The sequence below is a fragment of the Acidobacteriota bacterium genome (assembly GCA_016712445.1).
In the GTDB taxonomy this organism is placed as follows: Bacteria; Pseudomonadota; Alphaproteobacteria; order Caulobacterales; family Hyphomonadaceae; genus Hyphomonas.
Map to the genome: position 1 here is coordinate 1,251,014 of JADJRB010000001.1, position 16,862 is coordinate 1,267,875.

A 16,862-nucleotide genomic window follows, 5' to 3' on the forward strand; every position below is an offset into this window, starting at 1 on the left:
AAGGCGCGATCTGACGGGCAAATGCCGGACACTGCCCCTCCTTCTGGCCCGACGGTGATTACCCTCGGATGCCGCCTCAACACCTATGAGTCCGAGGTGATGCGCCGGCATGCGCTGGTGGCGGGTCTCGGCGAGGCGGTGATCGTCAATACCTGCGCGGTGACGGCGGAGGCGGTGCGCGGGGCACGCCAGGCGATCCGGCGGGCGGCGAAGGACAATCCGGGCGCGCCGATCCTGGTGACGGGGTGCGCGGCGCAGACGGACCCGGCGATGTTTGCTGCGATGCCGGAAGTGACGCGCGTCATCGGCAATCACGAGAAGATGCAGGCCGAAACCTGGGCGCCGCTGGACCTCCTCGGCGGCGCGGAAAAAGTCCGCGTCAACGACATCATGAGCGTGCGCGAGACCGCCGCGCATCTGATCGACGGCATGGAAGGCCGCGCCCGCGCCTATGTGCAGGTCCAGAACGGCTGCGACCACCGCTGCACCTTCTGCATCATCCCCTACGGGCGCGGAAACTCGCGCTCGGTGCCGGCGGGGGAGGTGGTGGCGCAGGTGCGCCGGCTCGTCGAGACGGGGCACCACGAAGTCGTGCTGACGGGCGTGGACCTGACGAGCTGGGGCGGCGACCTGCCGGGGGCGCCGCAGCTGGGCAATCTCGTGCAGCGTATCCTGAAACTGGTGCCGGACCTGCGCCAGCTGCGGATTTCCTCGATTGACGCCATCGAGATGGATGAGGCGCTGCTGGAGGCGATGGGCGAGGCGCGCGTGGCGCCTTACCTGCACCTGTCGCTGCAGCACGGCGACAACCTGATCCTGAAGCGCATGAAGCGGCGCCATGACCGCGAGGCGGCGATTGCGCTGGCGGAGCGGCTGCGCATGATCCGCCCGGACATTGCTCTGGGCGCGGACATTATCGCCGGCTTCCCGACCGAGACCGAAGCGCATTTCGAGAGTTCCTTGCGGCTGGTCGAGGACTGCGGCCTGTCTTTCCTGCATGCCTTCCCCTACAGCCCGCGCGCCGGCACGCCGGCGGCGAAGATGCCGCAAGTGGCGAAGCCAGAGATCAAGGCGCGCGCGGCGCGGCTGCGGGCGGCGGGCGAGGCGGCGCTGGTGCGTCATTTCACGCGGCATGTTGGCGAGGTGCGCGAGGCACTTGTAGAGCGCGGAACCGCAGCACGCCTGCCGGATTTCACGCAGGTGGCCTTGGATGCGGACGGTGAGGGCGGTCAGATCGTCCCGGTACGGATTACAGGCCATGATGGCAAACAGCTTTTGGGCGAGACCCTGACATGATCCTCTGGTTCGGCAAGAAGAAACAACTCGACGAGGCCAAGGCCGCGGGCGAGACAATGAAGGCGCCGGAGCTGTCGGCGGAAGAGCTGGCGGCTCAGGAAGCCGCGGCGCGCGAGAAGGCCGAGATCGAGGCGAAGGTCGCCGAGGCGAACCGGGCCTGGGAAGAGCGTCAGAAGCGCGAGGCACAGGAGGCTGAAGACGAAGCCGTGCGCGCGAAAGCGGCGGCCGAGCTGAAGCTGCTGGAAGAGCGGCGCGAGCATGCGCGCCTGCGCGCGGAGGCCGAAGCGGCGGCGCGCGCGGCGGCGGAAGCCGAGGCGAATGATCCGGGCCTGTTCGGGCGGCTCGGCGAAGGCCTCGCGCGGTCCACCGCGCGGCTCAGCGAAGGCCTCGCCGCGCTCGGCCGCCGGAAGCTCGACGCGGCCGCGCTGGAAGAACTCGAAGACCTGCTGATCACCTCCGACATGGGCTCGAAGGTGGCGGCGCGGGTGACCAAGGGCTTCGCCAAGGGGCGCTTCGACCGCGAAGTTTCGGGCGACGAGATCCGTGCGGCGCTCGCCAGCGAGATCGAGGCGATCCTGAAGCCGCGCGAGAAGGTCGTCGACTTTTCGGACGGGCCGCGCCCCCGCGTGGTGCTGTTCGTGGGCGTCAACGGGTCCGGCAAGACAACGACGATCGGCAAGATCGCCTCACGCCTGCAGGAGCAGGGGGCGAAGGCGCTGCTGGTGGCGGGCGACACGTTCCGCGCGGCGGCGGTTGAGCAGCTGAAGGTCTGGGGCGCGCGCGCCGGTATTCCGGTGCTGGCAAAGGGCACCGGTGCGGACTCGGCGGGGCTCGTCTACGAAGCGGTCGAGAAGGCGAAGGCGGAAGACCTGGACCTCGTGCTGGTCGACACGGCGGGCCGGTTGCAGAACAAGGCCGAGCTGATGTCCGAGCTCGGCAAGATCGTCCGTGTCGTGAGGAAGATTGATCCGCAGGCGCCGCACGATGTGATCCTGGTGCTGGATGCGACCGTTGGCCAGAATGCGCTCTCGCAGGTGGAGGCTTTCCGGCATACGGCGGGTGTGACCGGCCTCGTGATGACCAAGCTAGACGGCACGGCAAAGGGCGGCGTGCTGGTGGCGATTGCCGAGGCGCACGACCTGCCGATCCACTTCATCGGCATCGGCGAGAAGGCCGAAGACCTCCGCCCGTTCAGTGCGGAGGCCTTTGCGAAGGCGTTGGTGGGGTTGAAAGCGTAGGTGCTGCTGAACCCCTCTCCCTTGGGAGAGGGAGTTTTTTGGTTATTCCGCGACGCTCACTCCGTCATCGAACAATTCTTCGATGCGGCGTCCGAACAGGCGGGCGAGGGCGAAGGCGAGGGGCAGCGAGGGGTCGTACTTCCCGGTCTCGATGGCATTGACGGACTGGCGGGAGACATCGAGCTTGTCAGCCAGCTCCTGCTGGCTCCAGCCACGCTCGGTGCGCAGGGCACGGATGATGTTCTTCATGGCGCGTCTCAGACCGTCTTGCCGAGGCGCTGGCGGGCATGGGCGAGGCCATAGAAGAAAAAGAAGGCCGGTCCGAACAGAAAGAGCGGCGTGTCCGGGATGACATTGAAGCGCTCAAGGAAGCCGATGATGAAGATTGTGCCGGTCAGGAGGCAGCCGGCTTCGGACAGGGCCTGCAGCTGGCGCAGGCGGGTATACTCGTCCGTCTCGCGCACGAGCCGCAGGATGGACCAGAGGATCGCGACCAGCGGCAGCGAGACTCCCAGCGAAGCCGCGATGCGAAGGCCTGTGGGCGAGGTGTTGAAGTCGATGAAGGTGAGCGCGGCGGCGATGCTGACGCAGTAAATCGTCATCATCGGTATGAAAATCATCAGGTACCGCTTGTTGGCGGTTCGGAAGCCTTTGGGTTGGGTCATTTTGGCCATCTCCTAGTCAAGTTTCCTTGTCTATATGACAAGGCTCCTTGACTAGTCAAGCGGCCTTTACAAAATTTATTCCGCCGCGATCGCGGACGCCGGTGCGTGCTGGGCACCTCGAACGAGGCGGCCGGGTTTGGCCCCCGTTGGCGTGCCATCACGGTGTGTGATCTGGCCCTTGAGGATGGTGGCGGTGTAGCCAGAGGCGCGTTGCATCAGGCGGCGCCCGCCCGCGGGCAGGTCGCGGATGACTTCCGGCAGGTGCAGCTTCAGGCCGGAGAGGTTGATGACGTTCAGGTCCGCCCGCATGCCGGGCGCGATCAGGCCCCGGTCCCAGAGGCCGATCCATTCGGCGGTCGCGCGGGATTGTTTGTGGATGAGGTATTCCGGCGAAAGTTTCGGCCCGCGTGTGCGGTCTCGGATCCAGTGGGTCAGCATTGTGGTGGTGAACGAGCCGTCGCAGATCATGCCGACATGCGCGCCGCCATCCGAGAGGCCGGGCAGGGTGGCGGGGCTCTGCATCATCTCGGCGATCGGGTCGAGCGTGCCTTGAGAGTAGTTGAGGAAGGGCAGGTAGAGCATGCCGGTGCCGCCGCGTTCCAGCATCAGGTCGAGGGCGGCTTCCTCCGGCTTCACGCCGCGGCGGGCGGCGATTGCTTCCAGCGTGCGGTCCGGGCCGGGTTCGTAGTCGACAGGATCGGAGAGTTGGAAAATCTTGCCAAAGCTGCGGAGCATCACTTTCAGGAAAGGATTGTCCGTGTTCGGCTCATCGGCGAGCAGGCGGGCACGGAAGTCCGGATTGTTCAGTGTGCGGACACGGTCCGCATGCGGAAGGTCTGCGATCTCGCGGTAGACCGGGTGGGCGCTGAACGGGTTCAACGTCAGGTCAAGACCGAGCAGCACACCGACGGGGCGCGGCGCGACCTGCGCGCGGATCGGCAGGCCTTCGGCGGCGGCCGTCTCGATGGCGCCGAGCAGCAGGCGCCAGCCTTCGGGAGCGACATCCGCCTGCGCGAGCGAGACAGAGAGCGGGCGGCCGGAGACCTCGACGAGGCGGCGCAGCATGGCGGCCTCTTTCTGGGGGTCGTTGAAGTCCGACACGAATTGCAGCACGCCGCGCCCGGCTTCGGCGAGGCCCATCGCGATGCCGGTGAGTTCATCCTGCGAGGCGGTGAGGGTGGGTGTCGGCTGGCCGTCCGAGGTGCGGTGGTTAAGCGTGCGCGACGTGGAGAAGCCCATCGCGCCGGCCATCACGGCTTCCTTGGCGAGCTGTTTCATCGCCGCGATGTCGGCGAGGGTGGCGTCCTCGCGGTTGGCGCCGCGATCGCCCATGACATAGACGCGCAGGGCGGCGTGGGGCAGCTGGGCACAGATGTCGGTGTCGAACTTGCGGGTGGAGAGGAAGTCCAGATAGTCCGGGAAACTTTCCCAGGCCCAGGGCAGGCCCTCTTCCAGAACGGGATAGGGGATGTCCTCCACGCCTTCCATTAGGCGGATCAACCGCCCGTGGTCCTCCGGTTTGCACGGTGCAAAGCCGACGCCGCAATTGCCCATGACGGCCGTGGTGATGCCATGCAGCGAGGAGGGGCTGATCGCTTCGGCCCAGGCGGCTTGTCCGTCGTAGTGGGTGTGCAGGTCGACGAAGCCCGGCGTGACCGTCTGGCCCCGCGCGTCGATTTCTTCGATACCCTTGCCATTTACCTTGCCGACGGCCGAAATCACGCCGCCCGAGACCGCGACGTCGCCTTCGAAGGCGGGTGCGCCGGAGCCGTCGATGATGGTGCCGCCCCGGATGATCAGGTCGTAAGTGGTCATGGCATTTCCTCCTGCGGGAAGGATGCCTCAAGGGCAGGGGGTGTCAAACCCTGACGCCACGGACGGCTGCATTCAATGCCGTCAGGTCGCGACCAGCCGATCCTCAAGGCCGTCGCGCTCCCGGCCGCCGAACACGGCCGCGAAACAGGCGACGAAGGCGCCGACCATCATGGCGAGCGCCGTGGCGACAGCGAGGGTTGCGCTGGCGGCGCGCGCCGCATCGACTTCCTCACGGGCCGTTTCACGCGCCTGTTCAATCTGGGCAAACGCCAGCTGAACGCGCGTGTCTGCCTCGGTCACGGGGATATCGGTGCGGTCGGCGACGTCGCGAACGAGCCAGGCGCGGTCTTCCGGCGTGATGGCGTCTTCATCTGCGATCGACTGCAGGATCAGCCGGCTTGCCTCTTCCCGCGATGTGGAAAGGGCCTGCGCCGGAACGCCGGGTACGCGGTAAAGATGGTCGGCGATGAGGATGGCGGGCAAGTCGTCGGCCTCTTCCGTGCTCGCGATGGCGCTGGCTGCTCCGGCGGCGGCGACAGTCCCCACACCCGCGGCGAGCGCCGCAACGGCAAACATGGCCGCGCTCGCCACCGCCCAGGTGAGGAACCCGTGCACAGTGTCTCGGAAATAGACCTCGTCGCCATGGATGGTCCAGCGCGGGCGCACTCGTCCGGCAATGTAGCCGCCGGCGATGGAGGCGAAGAGCTGTATGAAGATCAGCCAGACAATCGTCACGATGCCGATGGTGGCCGCCGAAAGTCCGTCGCCGGCGAAGGGCGACATCGCGCCGAAGCCAAAGGCCGATCCGAGAATGATGAGGACGACGCTGAGGCCGATGGCGGCGAATCCGCCGGCGAAGACGGCGGACCAGCTGATCGCCGGCGCGATCCAGCCTTCGCGGCTTGGGGCGGGCGAGGAAATCGAGAAGTCGGTCATCTGCAGCTCCTAGAAGATCAGCAACAGGAGGATGATCACCGGGATCGGGATACCGAGGAACCAGAGTAAGATGCCTTTGCCCATATCGTCGTGCTCCTTGCCTGCGACCTCAACGCCAGACGGCAGGCAGGGTTCCGGACGGCGCTGGGCGCGGCTCCGGAAATTGCTCGACATTCCTGCCCTTGGCGGCGGCCGCGCCGCGACTTCGGGACGGCTATCGCGATGCTGCAAAGGCGCTTATTCGGACCCCGATGACTGCTGCCACCTTGCCTGTCGTACTCTGCCTTGCCTCGGCCCTGACCGTGGCGGTGACGAACGTCATGGTGAAGCGCGGCGGCGATGTGCTGACGACGCGGGCGATCGTGGCGCTGGTCATGGCGCTGACCGTGTTGCCGATCGCGCCCTTCGTGCCGGCGCCGCCGCCGGAGACCTGGTGGCTGATCGCGCTTTCCATGGTGGTACACTGGTTCTACCAGTTCTGTGCCATCCGGGCCTTGCACCGGGGCGCGCTGTCGCTGGTGTTTCCGGTGATGCGCGGGCTTGGGCCGCTGGCCACCGCCGCGCTGGCTGCCGTGCTGCTGCACGAGAAGCTGGCGCTCTGGCAGGTCGCCGGGCTGGTGCTGGCGAGCCTGTCGATCCTCGTTTTTGCCCTGCCGACCGGTGCGACCCATGAGGCGCGCCGGCTCGACCGGGCGGCGATGTTCTGGGCGATGATGACGGCCGTGGGCGTCGGCCTGTATGCGGTGGCCGACACCAAGGCGGCGCGGGCCATGCCGACGCCGTTCACCTTCATCGTGTGGCTGTTCCTGATCGACTGGATCGGGGTGACGCTGGTGCTCGCCTGGCAGCGGCGGGGCAGGGTGGTGGCAAGCCTGCGGCCGGAAATGCGCAACGGTGTCATCGGCGGCATCGCGGGCTCGGTTTCCTACGGTATGGCCATCTATGCCTATACGCTTACCGACGCCGCGATGGTGACGGCTTTGCGCGAGACCTCGGTCGTGTTCGCGGCGGGGTTCGGCGCCTGGCTGCTGAAGGAGAGCTTCGGGCGCCGGCGGATCGTGGCAGCCAGCACGCTGGCAATGGGACTGGTCCTGATGCAGGCGGCGGCCTGATGCACGCACCCGCTTCCGCCGGCCTGCGATTTCGGGCAGATCACCGCCGACGTGTGGGCGCGCCCTGAGGGGCCGGGAAGCAAGATGTTCCAGAAGACCATGGATTGGACGATGTCGCTGGCCGGGCGCCGGAGCGCCGAGGGCTGGCTGGCCTTTGTGGCGTTCGTGGAGAGCTCGGTATTCTTCCTGCCGGCGGAGCTGCTGTTCATCCCGATGGCGCTGGCGCGGCCGGAGCGGGCCTACCGGCTGGCGCTGATTGCCTCGGTCGGCTCTGTCTTGGGCGGCATTGCCGGGTATTACCTTGGCGCGCTGGCTTTCAACGAACTGGCCCGGCCGATGCTGGAAGCGCTGGGCAAGCTCGACGACTTCAACCACATGCGCGCCTGCACCGGCGACGACACGATGGTGACGCTGCTGTTGACCTCCAGCCTGACGCACATTCCGCCGATGAAAGTGGTGACCATCCTTGCCGGGGCGGCGAATGTCAGCTTCGCGCTGTTTGTCGCGACCTGCATTGTCGCGCGCGGCGGCCGGTTCCTGGCGATGGCCTGGGCGCTGAACACGTATGGCGAGGCGATCCGCCATTTCATCGAGAAGCGCCTCGGCCTGATTGCAGGGGTTGGCGGCGCGGTGCTGATCGCGGCCTTCGTTGCCTACAAGATGCTGTCCGGGCACGGCGCATCGGCTTGTTAGGCGGCTGATGCCAAACCGGCACGGCGCATGCTAGGGCGGGAAGATGAGCCTGTCGCGTCATCTGGCCGGATACCTCCCCGTAAACCTTGCCAGCGGGCTTGCCTCGTTCGGCGCGGTCTATGTGTTCACGCGCGTGCTCGGCGCGGAGGAGTACGGCGTTTACGCGCTGATGCTGTGGGCCATGGCGATGATCCACACGGTCAGCCTGACCTGGGTCGAGGCGGCGGCCTACCGGTTCACGGCGGACGCAGAAGCGTCCGGCACGCTGGCCGACCACTATGCCACGGCGGCGAGCCTCATGCTGAAGGCGCTGGTGATTGCGCTGGGGCTGGCGGGGCTGGTCTGGTTCGGCCTTCGGGGGCTGCCGCACTATGCCGCGACGATGCCCGGGATCGCGGCGCTCCTGCCGCTGAACCTCGTGGTGCAGGTGGCGCTTCAGGCGCACAAGGCGGGGCTGCGGGTGCGCCGGTATGCGTTCACCGAAACATTCCGCCTGCTGACGGGTTTTGCGCTCGGCGCACTGGTCGCCCTGAAAACCGGGCTCGGCGCTGCGGCGCCCTTCGCTGGCCTGGCGGGCGCAGCTTTCCTCATGGCCCTGCGTGAAGGCGTCTGGCTCGCGGGCGCGGCGCGCGGTGGGCGCACGACGCGGGCAAAGGAAAAGGCCTGGGCAGCTTACGGCCTGCCGGTCGCGGCGGCCTTGATCCTCGACCTCGTCGTCTCCGGTATCGACCGGCCGATGATCGCGGCCCTGATGCCGGAGGGCGAGGCGGCCGTCGGCGCCTATGCTGCGGGCTACGGGGTGGCCGACAAGACCGTGCTGTTGCTGTGCGCCTGGGCCGCCATGGCGGGCAGCCCGCTGGTAATGGCGGCGTACGAGCGGGGAGGGAGCGCGGCAGCCGCAGAGGCGGCGCGCGGATTGATTCGTACACTGTTGTTCGTCGGTATTCCTGCCGCGGTGGGCATCGCGCTCGTCGCCCGCCCGCTGGGAGAGGCGATGATCGGCGAAGCGGTGCGCGCGCAGGCTATTGCGATCATGCCCTGGATTGCGGCGTCCGGGCTGCTGAACGGCTTGCTGATCCATTATTTCGCCGAAGCCTTCCAGCTGGCGCGGCGCACGCACGAGCGCGCGATCCTGATGCTCGTGCCGGCGGCGGTGAACGTCGTGCTGAACTTCCTGCTGATCCCGCACTTCGGCTTGATGGGCGCGGTGGCGGCAACGCTCGTCTGCTACGCAACCGGCGTCCTCCTGCTTGCGCTCGCCGGGCGCCGGCATGTTGCGCTGCCCGTGCCTGTGGGCGACCTTGCGCGCATCGGTCTTGCCGCGCTCGCCATGTGGCCGGTGGTCTGGATGCTTCCGGACCTTGGCGGCTGGTCAGAGCTGCTGCTGAAGGCCGGGGCAGGGGCACTTGCCTATGCGGCTGCGGCGCTGGTGCTTGATGCTGGCGGCGCGCGGACGATCGTGCGAGACAGGCTCGGCAAAACCGGAACCCCGCCTGCAACGTAGGAAGTGGCATGACTGACACATCGAAACCCGACAGCGACCTCGGCGCAGCGGCCGGCAAGGCAAACCAGCTCTGGGGCGACTTCGTTCCGGTGATCGCGTTCGTGCTCGTCTACAACGTTTTCCGGCGCGTCGAGCTGCTGGACGGTCTGATCAACAAGGACACCGCAATCTTCTGGGCCACGGGCGCGCTGCTCGCGCTGATGCTGGGCTTTCTCGCGAAGCAGGTGATCAGCCGCCAGCCGGTGTCGCAGATCATGCTGTTTTCTTCCGGCATCGTTGCCGGTTTCGGCCTGATTGGCATCCTGCTCCAGGAGAAGGCCTTCATCTATGTGAAGCCGACGATCCAGCAGCTGTTCATGGCGGTGATGATCTTCGTGCCGTTGCTGTTTGGCCGTAACATCTGGAAATCGCTGTTCTCGAAAGTGTTCGACCTGCCGGATTTCGCCTGGCGCACGCTTGCCATCCGCTGGGGCTTCTTCTTCATCGCGATGGCCCTCTGGAACGAGTACCTGTGGCGCACGTATGCGCCGGGCTTCGACGTGCCGCTGGTGATGGCGGGCATTCCGGTCGCGCCGGCCGGCGCCTATGAATTCCTTGGGCTGACATTCGGTGCGAAAGATGCCGAGGATGTGTGGGCCAACTGGAAACTCGGCAACATGGTGATCGTGCTGATCTTCGGCGCGCTCAACACGCCCTACACGCTGAAACACATGCGCGAGCCGGAAGGCGAAGCCGCCGCCTAGCGCGTCAGCTTGTCGGTGCCGGGCGGATTTGCGAACGGCGCGAACGAATCCTGTCCGCGCGTTTCGGCAAAGTGGGTGAGCGCCCAGACGACCGTGGGGAACGCCAGCTGCGACCACGGAATGTCCTTCCATTCCACCAGCATCACTTCTTCGCTTTCCGGACCCGGCGCGATCTCTGACCTGAGTTCGGCGCGAAACATCACCTGCACCTGCGCGATGCGGGGTACGGAGTAAACCGCCAGCAGCCGGTCGATGGCGATCTCGGCACAGGCTTCCTCGCGTGCCTCGCGCATGGCGCCTTCCTCGACGCTCTCGCCCTCCTCCATGAAACCTGCCGGGAGCGTCCAGAAACCCTTGCGGGGTTCGATCGCGCGTTTGCACAGGAGGATGCGCTCACCTTGCGTGACGACCGAGCCGACAACGATCTTCGGGTTCACATAGTCCACGAAGTTGCAGCGGTTACAGATACGCCGTACCCTGTCATCTCCTTCCGGAACGGCCAGTCGAAAATCTTCATGCTGGAAAGGAGTTGGCAATTGATCAGTCATCCAATCTTTATCCTGTCGCCTGTATGGGGAATGCGTTTGATCCGCCTACGGGGTTCTTGTTTAACGCCCCCAAAGTGGATCGGCCCTGTTCAACACCCCTCGTCTTTCACCGAATCCCATCTTTAGCAAAACGGAAACCAACACCATGGCCTTCAACCTCAACGCCTCGCCCAGCCACCTCCTGCACCGCGCCCAGCAGATCGCCGCCAACCACTCGGCCGCTGCCCTGAAAACGGCCGGTCTCACGCTGCGCCAGTTCTCTGTCCTCGCTGCCCTCTCGGGCAACGAAGGTGTCAGCCAGTCCGATCTTGTCAATGCCACCGGCGTTGACCGCTCGACCCTCGCCGACATGGTCGCCCGCATGGAAGCCGGCGGCATGATCAAGCGCTCCGACTCGAAAACGGATGCCCGCGCCAAGTCGGTCAGCCTCACCGTCAAAGGCAAGAAAGCCTATGACAAAGCCCTGCCGGCTGTCTCGAAAGCTGACGCTGCCCTGTTCGCCACGCTCGCCAAGGCGAAGCAGGACGCCCTGATGCAAGGCCTCGGCGGCCTCGTCGAAGACGCCGAGAAGAAAGAAGCTGCTCCGGCGCCGAAAGCCAAGAAAGCTCCGGCCAAGGCTGCTCCGAAAAAAGCGCCTGCCAAGGCTGCCAAAAAGGCTCCGGCCAAGAAGAAGAAATAAGCTCCGCTTTCCAGCGAAGCCGGATTACAAGCGAGGCGCCAAAAGCGCCTCGCTTATTTTTTGCAGCGAGGTTTCATCCAGCGGGCCGTTGATGTGCAGCACGATCTCGCCGTCGCCGGAGATCACGAAGGTTTCCGGCACGCCGGTCAGTCCGAAGTCGAGCCCGCCGCGGCCTTCCGGATCGAGGGCGACGACGGCGAAGGGATTGCCGAGGCGCTGAAGGAAGTCGTCGCCGTTTTCCGGCGTGTCCTTGTAGAGGATGCCGTAGAGCTTGTCGGGATGGGCCGCGCCGAGTTCCAGCAGGAAGGGGTGTTCCGCTTCGCACGGCGCGCACCAGCTGGCGAACAGGTTGACGATCACCGCCTCGCCGCCGGGCGGCGGCGCGAAAGAAACTTCTCCGCCCTCCCTCAGTTCAAACACGAACGACGGCGCGGCGCGCGAGATGCGCTCGAACTCACCCTTTTCCGGGTTCAGCATGCGCCAGGCCCCGAGCACGCCGAACAGGAGCAGCGCGGCGACGGGCAGGGCGAACACCCAGCGCGTCATGGCGCGGTCTTGTCCGTCTCGAGCGCCGCGAGCCGTTTGCGGGCGGCGCGCGCCGCGAGCATCACTTGCGCGGTCGCGGCGAGGATCAGCACGGCGCCGATCGCGTAGCAGGCCCAGATATAGGCGGCGTTCTTGTCAAACTCGGGCAAGCGTCATCCTCCTTCCAGCGCCTCGGCGCGCAGCCGGGCGATCCGCCGCTCGCGGATTTCCGTGCGCATGGATGTCAGCACCAGTCCGCCGAACAGGAAGGAGTGGCCAAGCGCGCTTACCAGAAGCGGCCAGAGATACACGGCGGCCATCTTCGGGCCGTCCGCCGTGATCACGCTGGCATCCTGGTGGAGCGAGGTGAACAGGTCGACCGAGAACTTGATCAGCGGCACGTTGAGCGCGCCGATCATGGCGAGGATCGCGCCGGCGCGGGCCGCTTTCTGGCGGGTGTCCATGGCGGCGCGCAGGGCCATGTATCCGAGGAAGAGGAAAAACAGGAACAGCACGGACATCATCCGTGCATCGTCCCATTGCCACCAGGTGCCCCAGGTCGGCTTGCCCCAGATCGAGCCGGTGGCGAGGCAGAGCGCGGTCCAGGTGGCGCCGAGCGGCGCGATCGACTTGGCGGCGATGTCGGCGACCTCGTGACGCCAGACGAACCAGACAAAGCTGGCGACCGCGAGCGCCGAATAGCTCGCCATGGCAAGCCAGGCGGCGGGGACGTGCACGAACATCACGCGCATGATGTCGCCGCCCTGGTATTCGTCCTTCGGCACGATCCACAGGCCCTGCCAGAGGCCCCAGGCGATGCACAGCGCGCCGGCGGCATAGAAGACCGGCGCCAGCCAGTCAGACAAGCGCAGGAATTTGTGGGGGTTGGCGAAGTAGGACCACATGGAACTGACCTAGCGCTCCCTCAGTCTGCCGCCAAGCGCAGGGCAGCGGCCATGGCATAGGGCGCAACAGCGCAGGCGAAGAGGGTGGAGGCGGCCAGGAACAGCGGTGCGCCGGCCGATCCTGGCCCGCCGGTCATCGCGAGCGCGCCGAAGATCGCGGTCGGAACATAAAGGGGAAGGGCGATCAGCGAGATCAGCAGGCCGCCCCGCCGCACAGTGGCCGACAGGGCTGCGCCCGCGCCGCCCCAGAAGAAGAAGGCAAGGCTGCCGAGGGCGTAGAGGCCGGCATTCACGAGCAGGCTGGCGTCGGCCTTGGCCTGGAACATCAGGGCGAGCACGGGGGAGAACAGGGCAAGCGGCAGGCCGGCGGCCAGCCAGTGCGCGAGCGTCTTGGCCGCCGCGATGGCCGAGACCGGCGCGCCGGACTGCAGCCAGAGGTCGAGGGTGCCGTCTTCAGTGTCGGCCTGGAAGATCCGCTCCAGGGTGACGAGACTCGACAGGGCCAGCGCGACCCAGACGATCCCCGGGCCAACAGCGCGCAGCGTGTTGCCGTCCGTACCGATACCGAGCGGGACGAGTACCGCTGCTCCGCCGAGGAAGCCCAGCGGCAGCAGCGCGCCCGCACCGCCCGCCCAGGCTTCGCCCAGCGCCTGCCGGAAGGCGGCCAGAAGGGGGGCGGGCGTCAAAGTGCGAGCTCGGATGAGGGGGCGAAGCCCGCCTCGCCATGGATCGCTGCGATGACCGCGCCGCCAGATTGGCGATGCTCCGCGATCAATGCATCGACGAGGCCGCGCCCTTCGGCATCCAGCGCCGTGTACGGCTCATCCATCAACCAGACCGGCCGCGTGTCCAGCAGCAGGCGCGCCAGCGCCGTCCGGCGGCGCTGGCCGGCGGAGAGGTAGCGCGCGGGCACGTCCCGGGGCCGGGCAAGTCCCATCCGGGCAAGGACCGTGTCGATATCGGCGGGCGATCCCCAGGCGGACGCCCAGAGGCGCAGGTGCTCGCGCGGCGTTTCGGCCGGTTTCAGCCCCTCGCGGTGGGCAATCCAATGCGGCGTCGCGGCGCGGTGGACGGCGCCTGCTTCCGGCCGGGTCAGGCCGGCCAGGATGCGCAGCAGCGTCGTCTTGCCCGCGCCATTGGCGCCGCGCAGCGCCAGCGCCTCACCCGGCCGGACCGCAAGGTCGACATTCCGGAACAGCACGCGCTCCCCGCGCATGATCGCAAGGCCGGCTGCGCTGACGAGGGGAGGGGCGCCCGCTTCCATGGCCTGAAGGGATAGCCGGTTCGCTGGTAGCCGCAAGCGCGGCCTTGTCGCGCGCCTGCAGCCCTGCGCCCGATTGCGCGACCGGGGGGAGGCATATAAGAGACCCCCAACGCATCAAACGGACCAGCCCCGGGCGGTCCCGTGACAGGAGGCAAGGTCCCACACATGGCATCCAAAGACAGCTTCAAATCGAAGAGCACCCTCGCCGCAGGCGGCAAGAGCTACACCTACTTCTCGCTCGAAGCGGCGGCGAAGAAGGCCGGGCTCGGCGACATTGCCCGCCTGCCGGCCTCGCTGAAGGTGCTGCTCGAGAACATGCTGCGCTTCGAGGATGGCCTGACGGTGACCCCGGACGACATCAAGGCGTTCGGCGAATGGGCTGACAAGGGCGGCCAGAACCCGCGCGAGATCGCCTACCGCCCGGCCCGCGTGCTGATGCAGGACTTCACCGGCGTTCCGGCCGTGGTCGACCTCGCCGCCATGCGCGACGGCATCAAGGCGCTGAAGGGCGACGCCAAGAAGATCAACCCGCTGGTCCCGGTGGACCTCGTGATCGACCACTCGGTGATGATCGACGAGTTCGGCAACCCGCGTGCCTTCCAGATGAACGTTGACCTCGAATACGAGCGCAACATGGAACGTTACACGTTCCTGAAATGGGGCCAGAGCGCGTTCAACAATTTCCGCGTGGTGCCGCCCGGCACCGGCATCTGCCACCAGGTGAACCTCGAATACCTCGCCCAGACGGTCTGGACCGCGACCAATGAGGAAGGCGAACTCGTCGCCTATCCGGACACGCTGGTTGGCACCGACTCGCACACGACGATGGTCAACGGCCTTGCCGTGCTCGGCTGGGGCGTCGGCGGTATCGAAGCGGAAGCCGCCATGCTTGGCCAGCCGGTCTCGATGCTGATCCCGGAAGTTGTCGGCTTCAAGATCACCGGTGCGCTGAAGGAAGGCGTCACCGCCACTGACCTCGTGCTGAAAGTCGTTCAGATGCTCCGCAAGCACGGCGTCGTGAACAAGTTCGTCGAATTCTACGGCCCCGGCCTCGACAACATGCCGCTCGCCGACCGTGCGACGATTGCCAACATGGCGCCGGAATACGGCGCGACGTGCGGCTTCTTCCCGATCGACGACGAGACGATCCGCTACCTGCGCCAGACCGGCCGCGACGAGGACCGTATCGCGCTCGTCGAAGCCTATGCGAAGCAGAACGGATTCTGGCGCGGCGCCGACTATGCGCCGGTCTACACCTCGACGCTGCACCTTGATCTCGGCGATGTCGTGCCCGCCATCTCCGGCCCGAAACGTCCGCAGGACCACGTCGCGCTCGATGCGGCGGCCCGCGTCTTCGGCGAATACATGGCCGGCATCCGCAAGCCCGCCACCGCGCCGGCGCTCCAGAAATCCGACATGACGGAAGAGGGCGGCGCGCCTGACCCGAAAACCATTCCGGGCGACGCCATCGGCCCGGGCCGCGCCAAGGTCGACGGCCAGCCGTGGACGTTGAATGACGGCTCGGTCGTGATCGCCTCGATCACGTCCTGCACCAACACGTCGAACCCGTATGTGCTGATCGGCGCCGGCCTTGTGGCCCGCAAGGCGCGCGCGCTCGGCCTGGCGCGCAAGCCGTGGGTGAAGACCTCGCTGGCGCCCGGATCGCAGGTCGTCTCCGAATACCTGAATGCCGCCGGCCTGCAGGAAGACCTCGACGCGCTCGGCTTCAACCTCGTCGGCTATGGCTGCACGACCTGTATCGGCAACTCCGGCCCGCTGGCGCCGGAGATCTCCAAGTCGATCAACGAGAACGACCTCGTGGCCGTCTCCGTCCTGTCGGGCAACCGCAACTTCGAGGGCCGCATCAGCCCCGACGTGCGCGCGAACTATCTCGCCTCGCCGCCGCTGGTCGTAGCCTATGCGATTGCCGGTGACATGAACATCGACATCACGAAGGATCCCATCGCGACCTCGAAAGACGGCAAGCCGGTCTACCTGAAGGACATCTGGCCGACGACCAAGGAAATCGCCGACATGGTCCACGCGACGGTCACCCGGCAGATGTTCATTTCGAAGTATGCCGACGTGTTCAAGGGCGACAAGAAATGGCAGGCGGTCGAGACGACCAAGGCCGAGACCTATGACTGGCCGATCTCGTCGACCTACATCCAGAACCCGCCTTACTTCCGCGGCATGTCGCCGGAGAAGGGCGACATCAACCCGATCACCGGCGCCAAAGTGCTTGCCGTGCTTGGCGACATGATCACGACCGACCACATCTCGCCGGCCGGCTCGTTCAAGGCGACCAGCCCCGCTGGCAAATACCTGACCGACCGCCAGGTGCCTGTGAAGGATTTCAACTCCTACGGCTCGCGCCGCGGCAACCATGAAGTTATGATGCGCGGCACCTTCGCGAACATCCGTATCAAGAACGAAATGCTCGACGGCGTCGAAGGCGGCTACACGATCGGCCCGGACGGGAAGCAGACCTCGATCTACGACGCCGCGATGGCCTGGATCGACAAGGGCGTGCCACTCGTCATCTTCGGCGGCATCGAATACGGCGCCGGCTCCAGCCGCGACTGGGCGGCGAAGGGCACCAACCTGCTCGGCGTGAAAGCCGTGATCGCCGAGAGCTTCGAGCGTATCCACCGCTCCAACCTCGTCGGTATGGGCGTCATCCCGTTCGAATTCATGCCGGGCGAGAACCGCAAGACGCTGGGCCTGAAAGGCACAGAGACCGTCGATATCCAGGGCCTCGGCAACGATATCCGTCCGCTGTCGACCGTGCCGTGCCGCATCACCTATGCCGACGGCACCGTGAAGGAGATCCAGCTGAAATGCCGGATCGATACCGAGATCGAGGTCGACTACGTCAAGCATGGCGGCGTGCTGCACTACGTGCTGCGCGACCTCGCCCGCTCGGGCACCTGACGCCG

19 protein-coding genes are annotated in these 16,862 nt (G+C 66.5%); 8 read left to right on the plus strand and 11 right to left on the minus strand.

What is annotated here, in order from left to right; all coding sequences use genetic code 11:
- The first annotated feature begins 21 nt into the window (after positions 1–21).
- Both mtaB and ftsY read left to right on the plus strand, forming a co-directional pair.
- Positions 22–1,296, plus strand: coding sequence for a tRNA (N(6)-L-threonylcarbamoyladenosine(37)-C(2))-methylthiotransferase MtaB (mtaB, locus tag IPK75_06510; GenBank protein MBK8198004.1), 1,275 nt, complete (start codon positions 22–24; stop codon positions 1,294–1,296).
- Complete coding sequence (gene ftsY / locus IPK75_06515; GenBank protein ID MBK8198005.1) at positions 1,293–2,534, plus strand: signal recognition particle-docking protein FtsY; 1,242 nt, start codon at positions 1,293–1,295, stop codon at positions 2,532–2,534. The genes mtaB and ftsY overlap by 4 nt, the downstream gene beginning before the upstream one ends.
- 42 nt (positions 2,535–2,576) lie before the next feature.
- Here the strand turns inward: ftsY and IPK75_06520 are convergent, their stop codons facing one another.
- From IPK75_06520 to IPK75_06540, 5 genes are all read right to left on the minus strand, one after another.
- Positions 2,577–2,783: a helix-turn-helix transcriptional regulator gene (locus tag IPK75_06520; GenBank protein MBK8198006.1), complete on the minus strand. Its 207-nt coding sequence runs from the start codon at positions 2,781–2,783 to the stop codon at positions 2,577–2,579.
- Between the two features lie 8 nt (positions 2,784–2,791).
- Entirely contained in the window at positions 2,792–3,199 is a 408-nt protein-coding gene (locus IPK75_06525; protein ID MBK8198007.1) for a hypothetical protein, read from the minus strand.
- 75 nt (positions 3,200–3,274) lie between these two features.
- Entirely contained in the window at positions 3,275–5,014 is a 1,740-nt protein-coding gene (locus IPK75_06530; protein MBK8198008.1) for an amidohydrolase family protein, read from the minus strand.
- Between the two features lie 81 nt (positions 5,015–5,095).
- The gene (locus IPK75_06535; protein ID MBK8198009.1) at positions 5,096–5,950 is read right to left on the minus strand and encodes a hypothetical protein; all 855 of its coding nucleotides are present in this window, start codon (positions 5,948–5,950) and stop codon (positions 5,096–5,098) included.
- A 9-nt stretch (positions 5,951–5,959) separates the two neighbouring features.
- On the minus strand, positions 5,960–6,124 hold the full coding sequence (locus IPK75_06540) for a hypothetical protein (GenBank protein ID MBK8198010.1): 165 nt from the start codon (positions 6,122–6,124) through the stop codon (positions 5,960–5,962).
- Positions 6,125–6,201: 77 nt separating this feature from the next.
- Here IPK75_06540 and IPK75_06545 point away from each other — a divergent pair, with 77 nt between their 5' ends.
- The 4 genes from IPK75_06545 (at position 6,202) to IPK75_06560 (ending at position 10,002) form a co-directional block, all read left to right on the plus strand.
- On the plus strand, positions 6,202–7,062 hold the full coding sequence (locus IPK75_06545) for an EamA family transporter (protein MBK8198011.1): 861 nt from the start codon (positions 6,202–6,204) through the stop codon (positions 7,060–7,062).
- A gap of 84 nt (positions 7,063–7,146) precedes the next feature.
- A complete protein-coding gene (locus tag IPK75_06550) occupies positions 7,147–7,755 on the plus strand; it encodes a DedA family protein (GenBank protein ID MBK8198012.1) in 609 nt (202 codons plus the stop codon).
- 43 nt (positions 7,756–7,798) lie between these two features.
- Entirely contained in the window at positions 7,799–9,259 is a 1,461-nt protein-coding gene (locus IPK75_06555; GenBank protein MBK8198013.1) for a lipopolysaccharide biosynthesis protein, read from the plus strand.
- Between the two features lie 8 nt (positions 9,260–9,267).
- Positions 9,268–10,002, plus strand: coding sequence for a septation protein IspZ (locus IPK75_06560; GenBank protein ID MBK8198014.1), 735 nt, complete (start codon positions 9,268–9,270; stop codon positions 10,000–10,002).
- On the opposite strand, the gene IPK75_06565 is transcribed toward IPK75_06560, so the two are convergent.
- Positions 9,999–10,550 (minus strand): NUDIX hydrolase, encoded by a 552-nt coding sequence (locus IPK75_06565; protein ID MBK8198015.1) that lies wholly within the window; start codon positions 10,548–10,550, stop codon positions 9,999–10,001. The genes IPK75_06560 and IPK75_06565 overlap by 4 nt on opposite strands.
- A gap of 145 nt (positions 10,551–10,695) precedes the next feature.
- Here IPK75_06565 and IPK75_06570 point away from each other — a divergent pair, with 145 nt between their 5' ends.
- Complete coding sequence (locus tag IPK75_06570) at positions 10,696–11,229, plus strand: MarR family transcriptional regulator (GenBank protein ID MBK8198016.1); 534 nt, start codon at positions 10,696–10,698, stop codon at positions 11,227–11,229.
- Positions 11,230–11,253: 24 nt separating this feature from the next.
- Here IPK75_06570 and IPK75_06575 read toward each other — a convergent pair whose 3' ends face one another.
- Genes IPK75_06575 through ccmA form a run of 5 tightly spaced genes read right to left on the minus strand, consistent with a single transcriptional unit; the run spans position 11,254 to position 13,923 of the window.
- Positions 11,254–11,775, minus strand: coding sequence for a redoxin family protein (locus IPK75_06575; protein ID MBK8198017.1), 522 nt, complete (start codon positions 11,773–11,775; stop codon positions 11,254–11,256).
- Positions 11,772–11,924: a heme exporter protein CcmD gene (gene ccmD, locus IPK75_06580; GenBank protein ID MBK8198018.1), complete on the minus strand. Its 153-nt coding sequence runs from the start codon at positions 11,922–11,924 to the stop codon at positions 11,772–11,774. The genes IPK75_06575 and ccmD overlap by 4 nt, the downstream gene beginning before the upstream one ends.
- A 3-nt stretch (positions 11,925–11,927) precedes the next feature.
- Positions 11,928–12,659, minus strand: coding sequence for a cytochrome c biogenesis protein CcsA (gene ccsA / locus IPK75_06585; protein MBK8198019.1), 732 nt, complete (start codon positions 12,657–12,659; stop codon positions 11,928–11,930).
- A gap of 20 nt (positions 12,660–12,679) precedes the next feature.
- Positions 12,680–13,345: a heme exporter protein CcmB gene (gene ccmB, locus IPK75_06590; GenBank protein ID MBK8198020.1), complete on the minus strand. Its 666-nt coding sequence runs from the start codon at positions 13,343–13,345 to the stop codon at positions 12,680–12,682.
- Positions 13,342–13,923: a heme ABC exporter ATP-binding protein CcmA gene (gene ccmA, locus IPK75_06595; GenBank protein MBK8198021.1), complete on the minus strand. Its 582-nt coding sequence runs from the start codon at positions 13,921–13,923 to the stop codon at positions 13,342–13,344. The genes ccmB and ccmA overlap by 4 nt, the downstream gene beginning before the upstream one ends.
- Positions 13,924–14,088: 165 nt before the next feature.
- Between ccmA and acnA the strand changes: the two genes are divergently transcribed.
- Positions 14,089–16,857, plus strand: coding sequence for an aconitate hydratase AcnA (gene acnA, locus IPK75_06600; protein ID MBK8198022.1), 2,769 nt, complete (start codon positions 14,089–14,091; stop codon positions 16,855–16,857).
- Positions 16,858–16,862: the final 5 nt, after the last annotated feature.

Bases quoted from the DNA above. Each gene is read 5' to 3' on its own strand.
- mtaB (MBK8198004.1), top strand. From the start codon at position 22: ATGCCGGACACTGCCCCTCCTTCTGGCCCGACGGTGATTACCCTCGGA.
- ftsY (MBK8198005.1), top strand. From the start codon at position 1,293: ATGATCCTCTGGTTCGGCAAGAAGAAACAACTCGACGAGGCCAAGGCC.
- IPK75_06520 (MBK8198006.1), bottom strand. From the start codon at position 2,783: ATGAAGAACATCATCCGTGCCCTGCGCACCGAGCGTGGCTGGAGCCAG.
- IPK75_06525 (MBK8198007.1), bottom strand. From the start codon at position 3,199: ATGACCCAACCCAAAGGCTTCCGAACCGCCAACAAGCGGTACCTGATG.
- IPK75_06530 (MBK8198008.1), bottom strand. From the start codon at position 5,014: ATGACCACTTACGACCTGATCATCCGGGGCGGCACCATCATCGACGGC.
- IPK75_06535 (MBK8198009.1), bottom strand. From the start codon at position 5,950: ATGACCGACTTCTCGATTTCCTCGCCCGCCCCAAGCCGCGAAGGCTGG.
- IPK75_06540 (MBK8198010.1), bottom strand. From the start codon at position 6,124: ATGTCGAGCAATTTCCGGAGCCGCGCCCAGCGCCGTCCGGAACCCTGC.
- IPK75_06545 (MBK8198011.1), top strand. From the start codon at position 6,202: ATGACTGCTGCCACCTTGCCTGTCGTACTCTGCCTTGCCTCGGCCCTG.
- IPK75_06550 (MBK8198012.1), top strand. From the start codon at position 7,147: ATGTTCCAGAAGACCATGGATTGGACGATGTCGCTGGCCGGGCGCCGG.
- IPK75_06555 (MBK8198013.1), top strand. From the start codon at position 7,799: ATGAGCCTGTCGCGTCATCTGGCCGGATACCTCCCCGTAAACCTTGCC.
- IPK75_06560 (MBK8198014.1), top strand. From the start codon at position 9,268: ATGACTGACACATCGAAACCCGACAGCGACCTCGGCGCAGCGGCCGGC.
- IPK75_06565 (MBK8198015.1), bottom strand. From the start codon at position 10,550: ATGACTGATCAATTGCCAACTCCTTTCCAGCATGAAGATTTTCGACTG.
- IPK75_06570 (MBK8198016.1), top strand. From the start codon at position 10,696: ATGGCCTTCAACCTCAACGCCTCGCCCAGCCACCTCCTGCACCGCGCC.
- IPK75_06575 (MBK8198017.1), bottom strand. From the start codon at position 11,775: ATGACGCGCTGGGTGTTCGCCCTGCCCGTCGCCGCGCTGCTCCTGTTC.
- ccsA (MBK8198019.1), bottom strand. From the start codon at position 12,659: ATGTGGTCCTACTTCGCCAACCCCCACAAATTCCTGCGCTTGTCTGAC.
- ccmA (MBK8198021.1), bottom strand. From the start codon at position 13,923: ATGGAAGCGGGCGCCCCTCCCCTCGTCAGCGCAGCCGGCCTTGCGATC.
- acnA (MBK8198022.1), top strand. From the start codon at position 14,089: ATGGCATCCAAAGACAGCTTCAAATCGAAGAGCACCCTCGCCGCAGGC.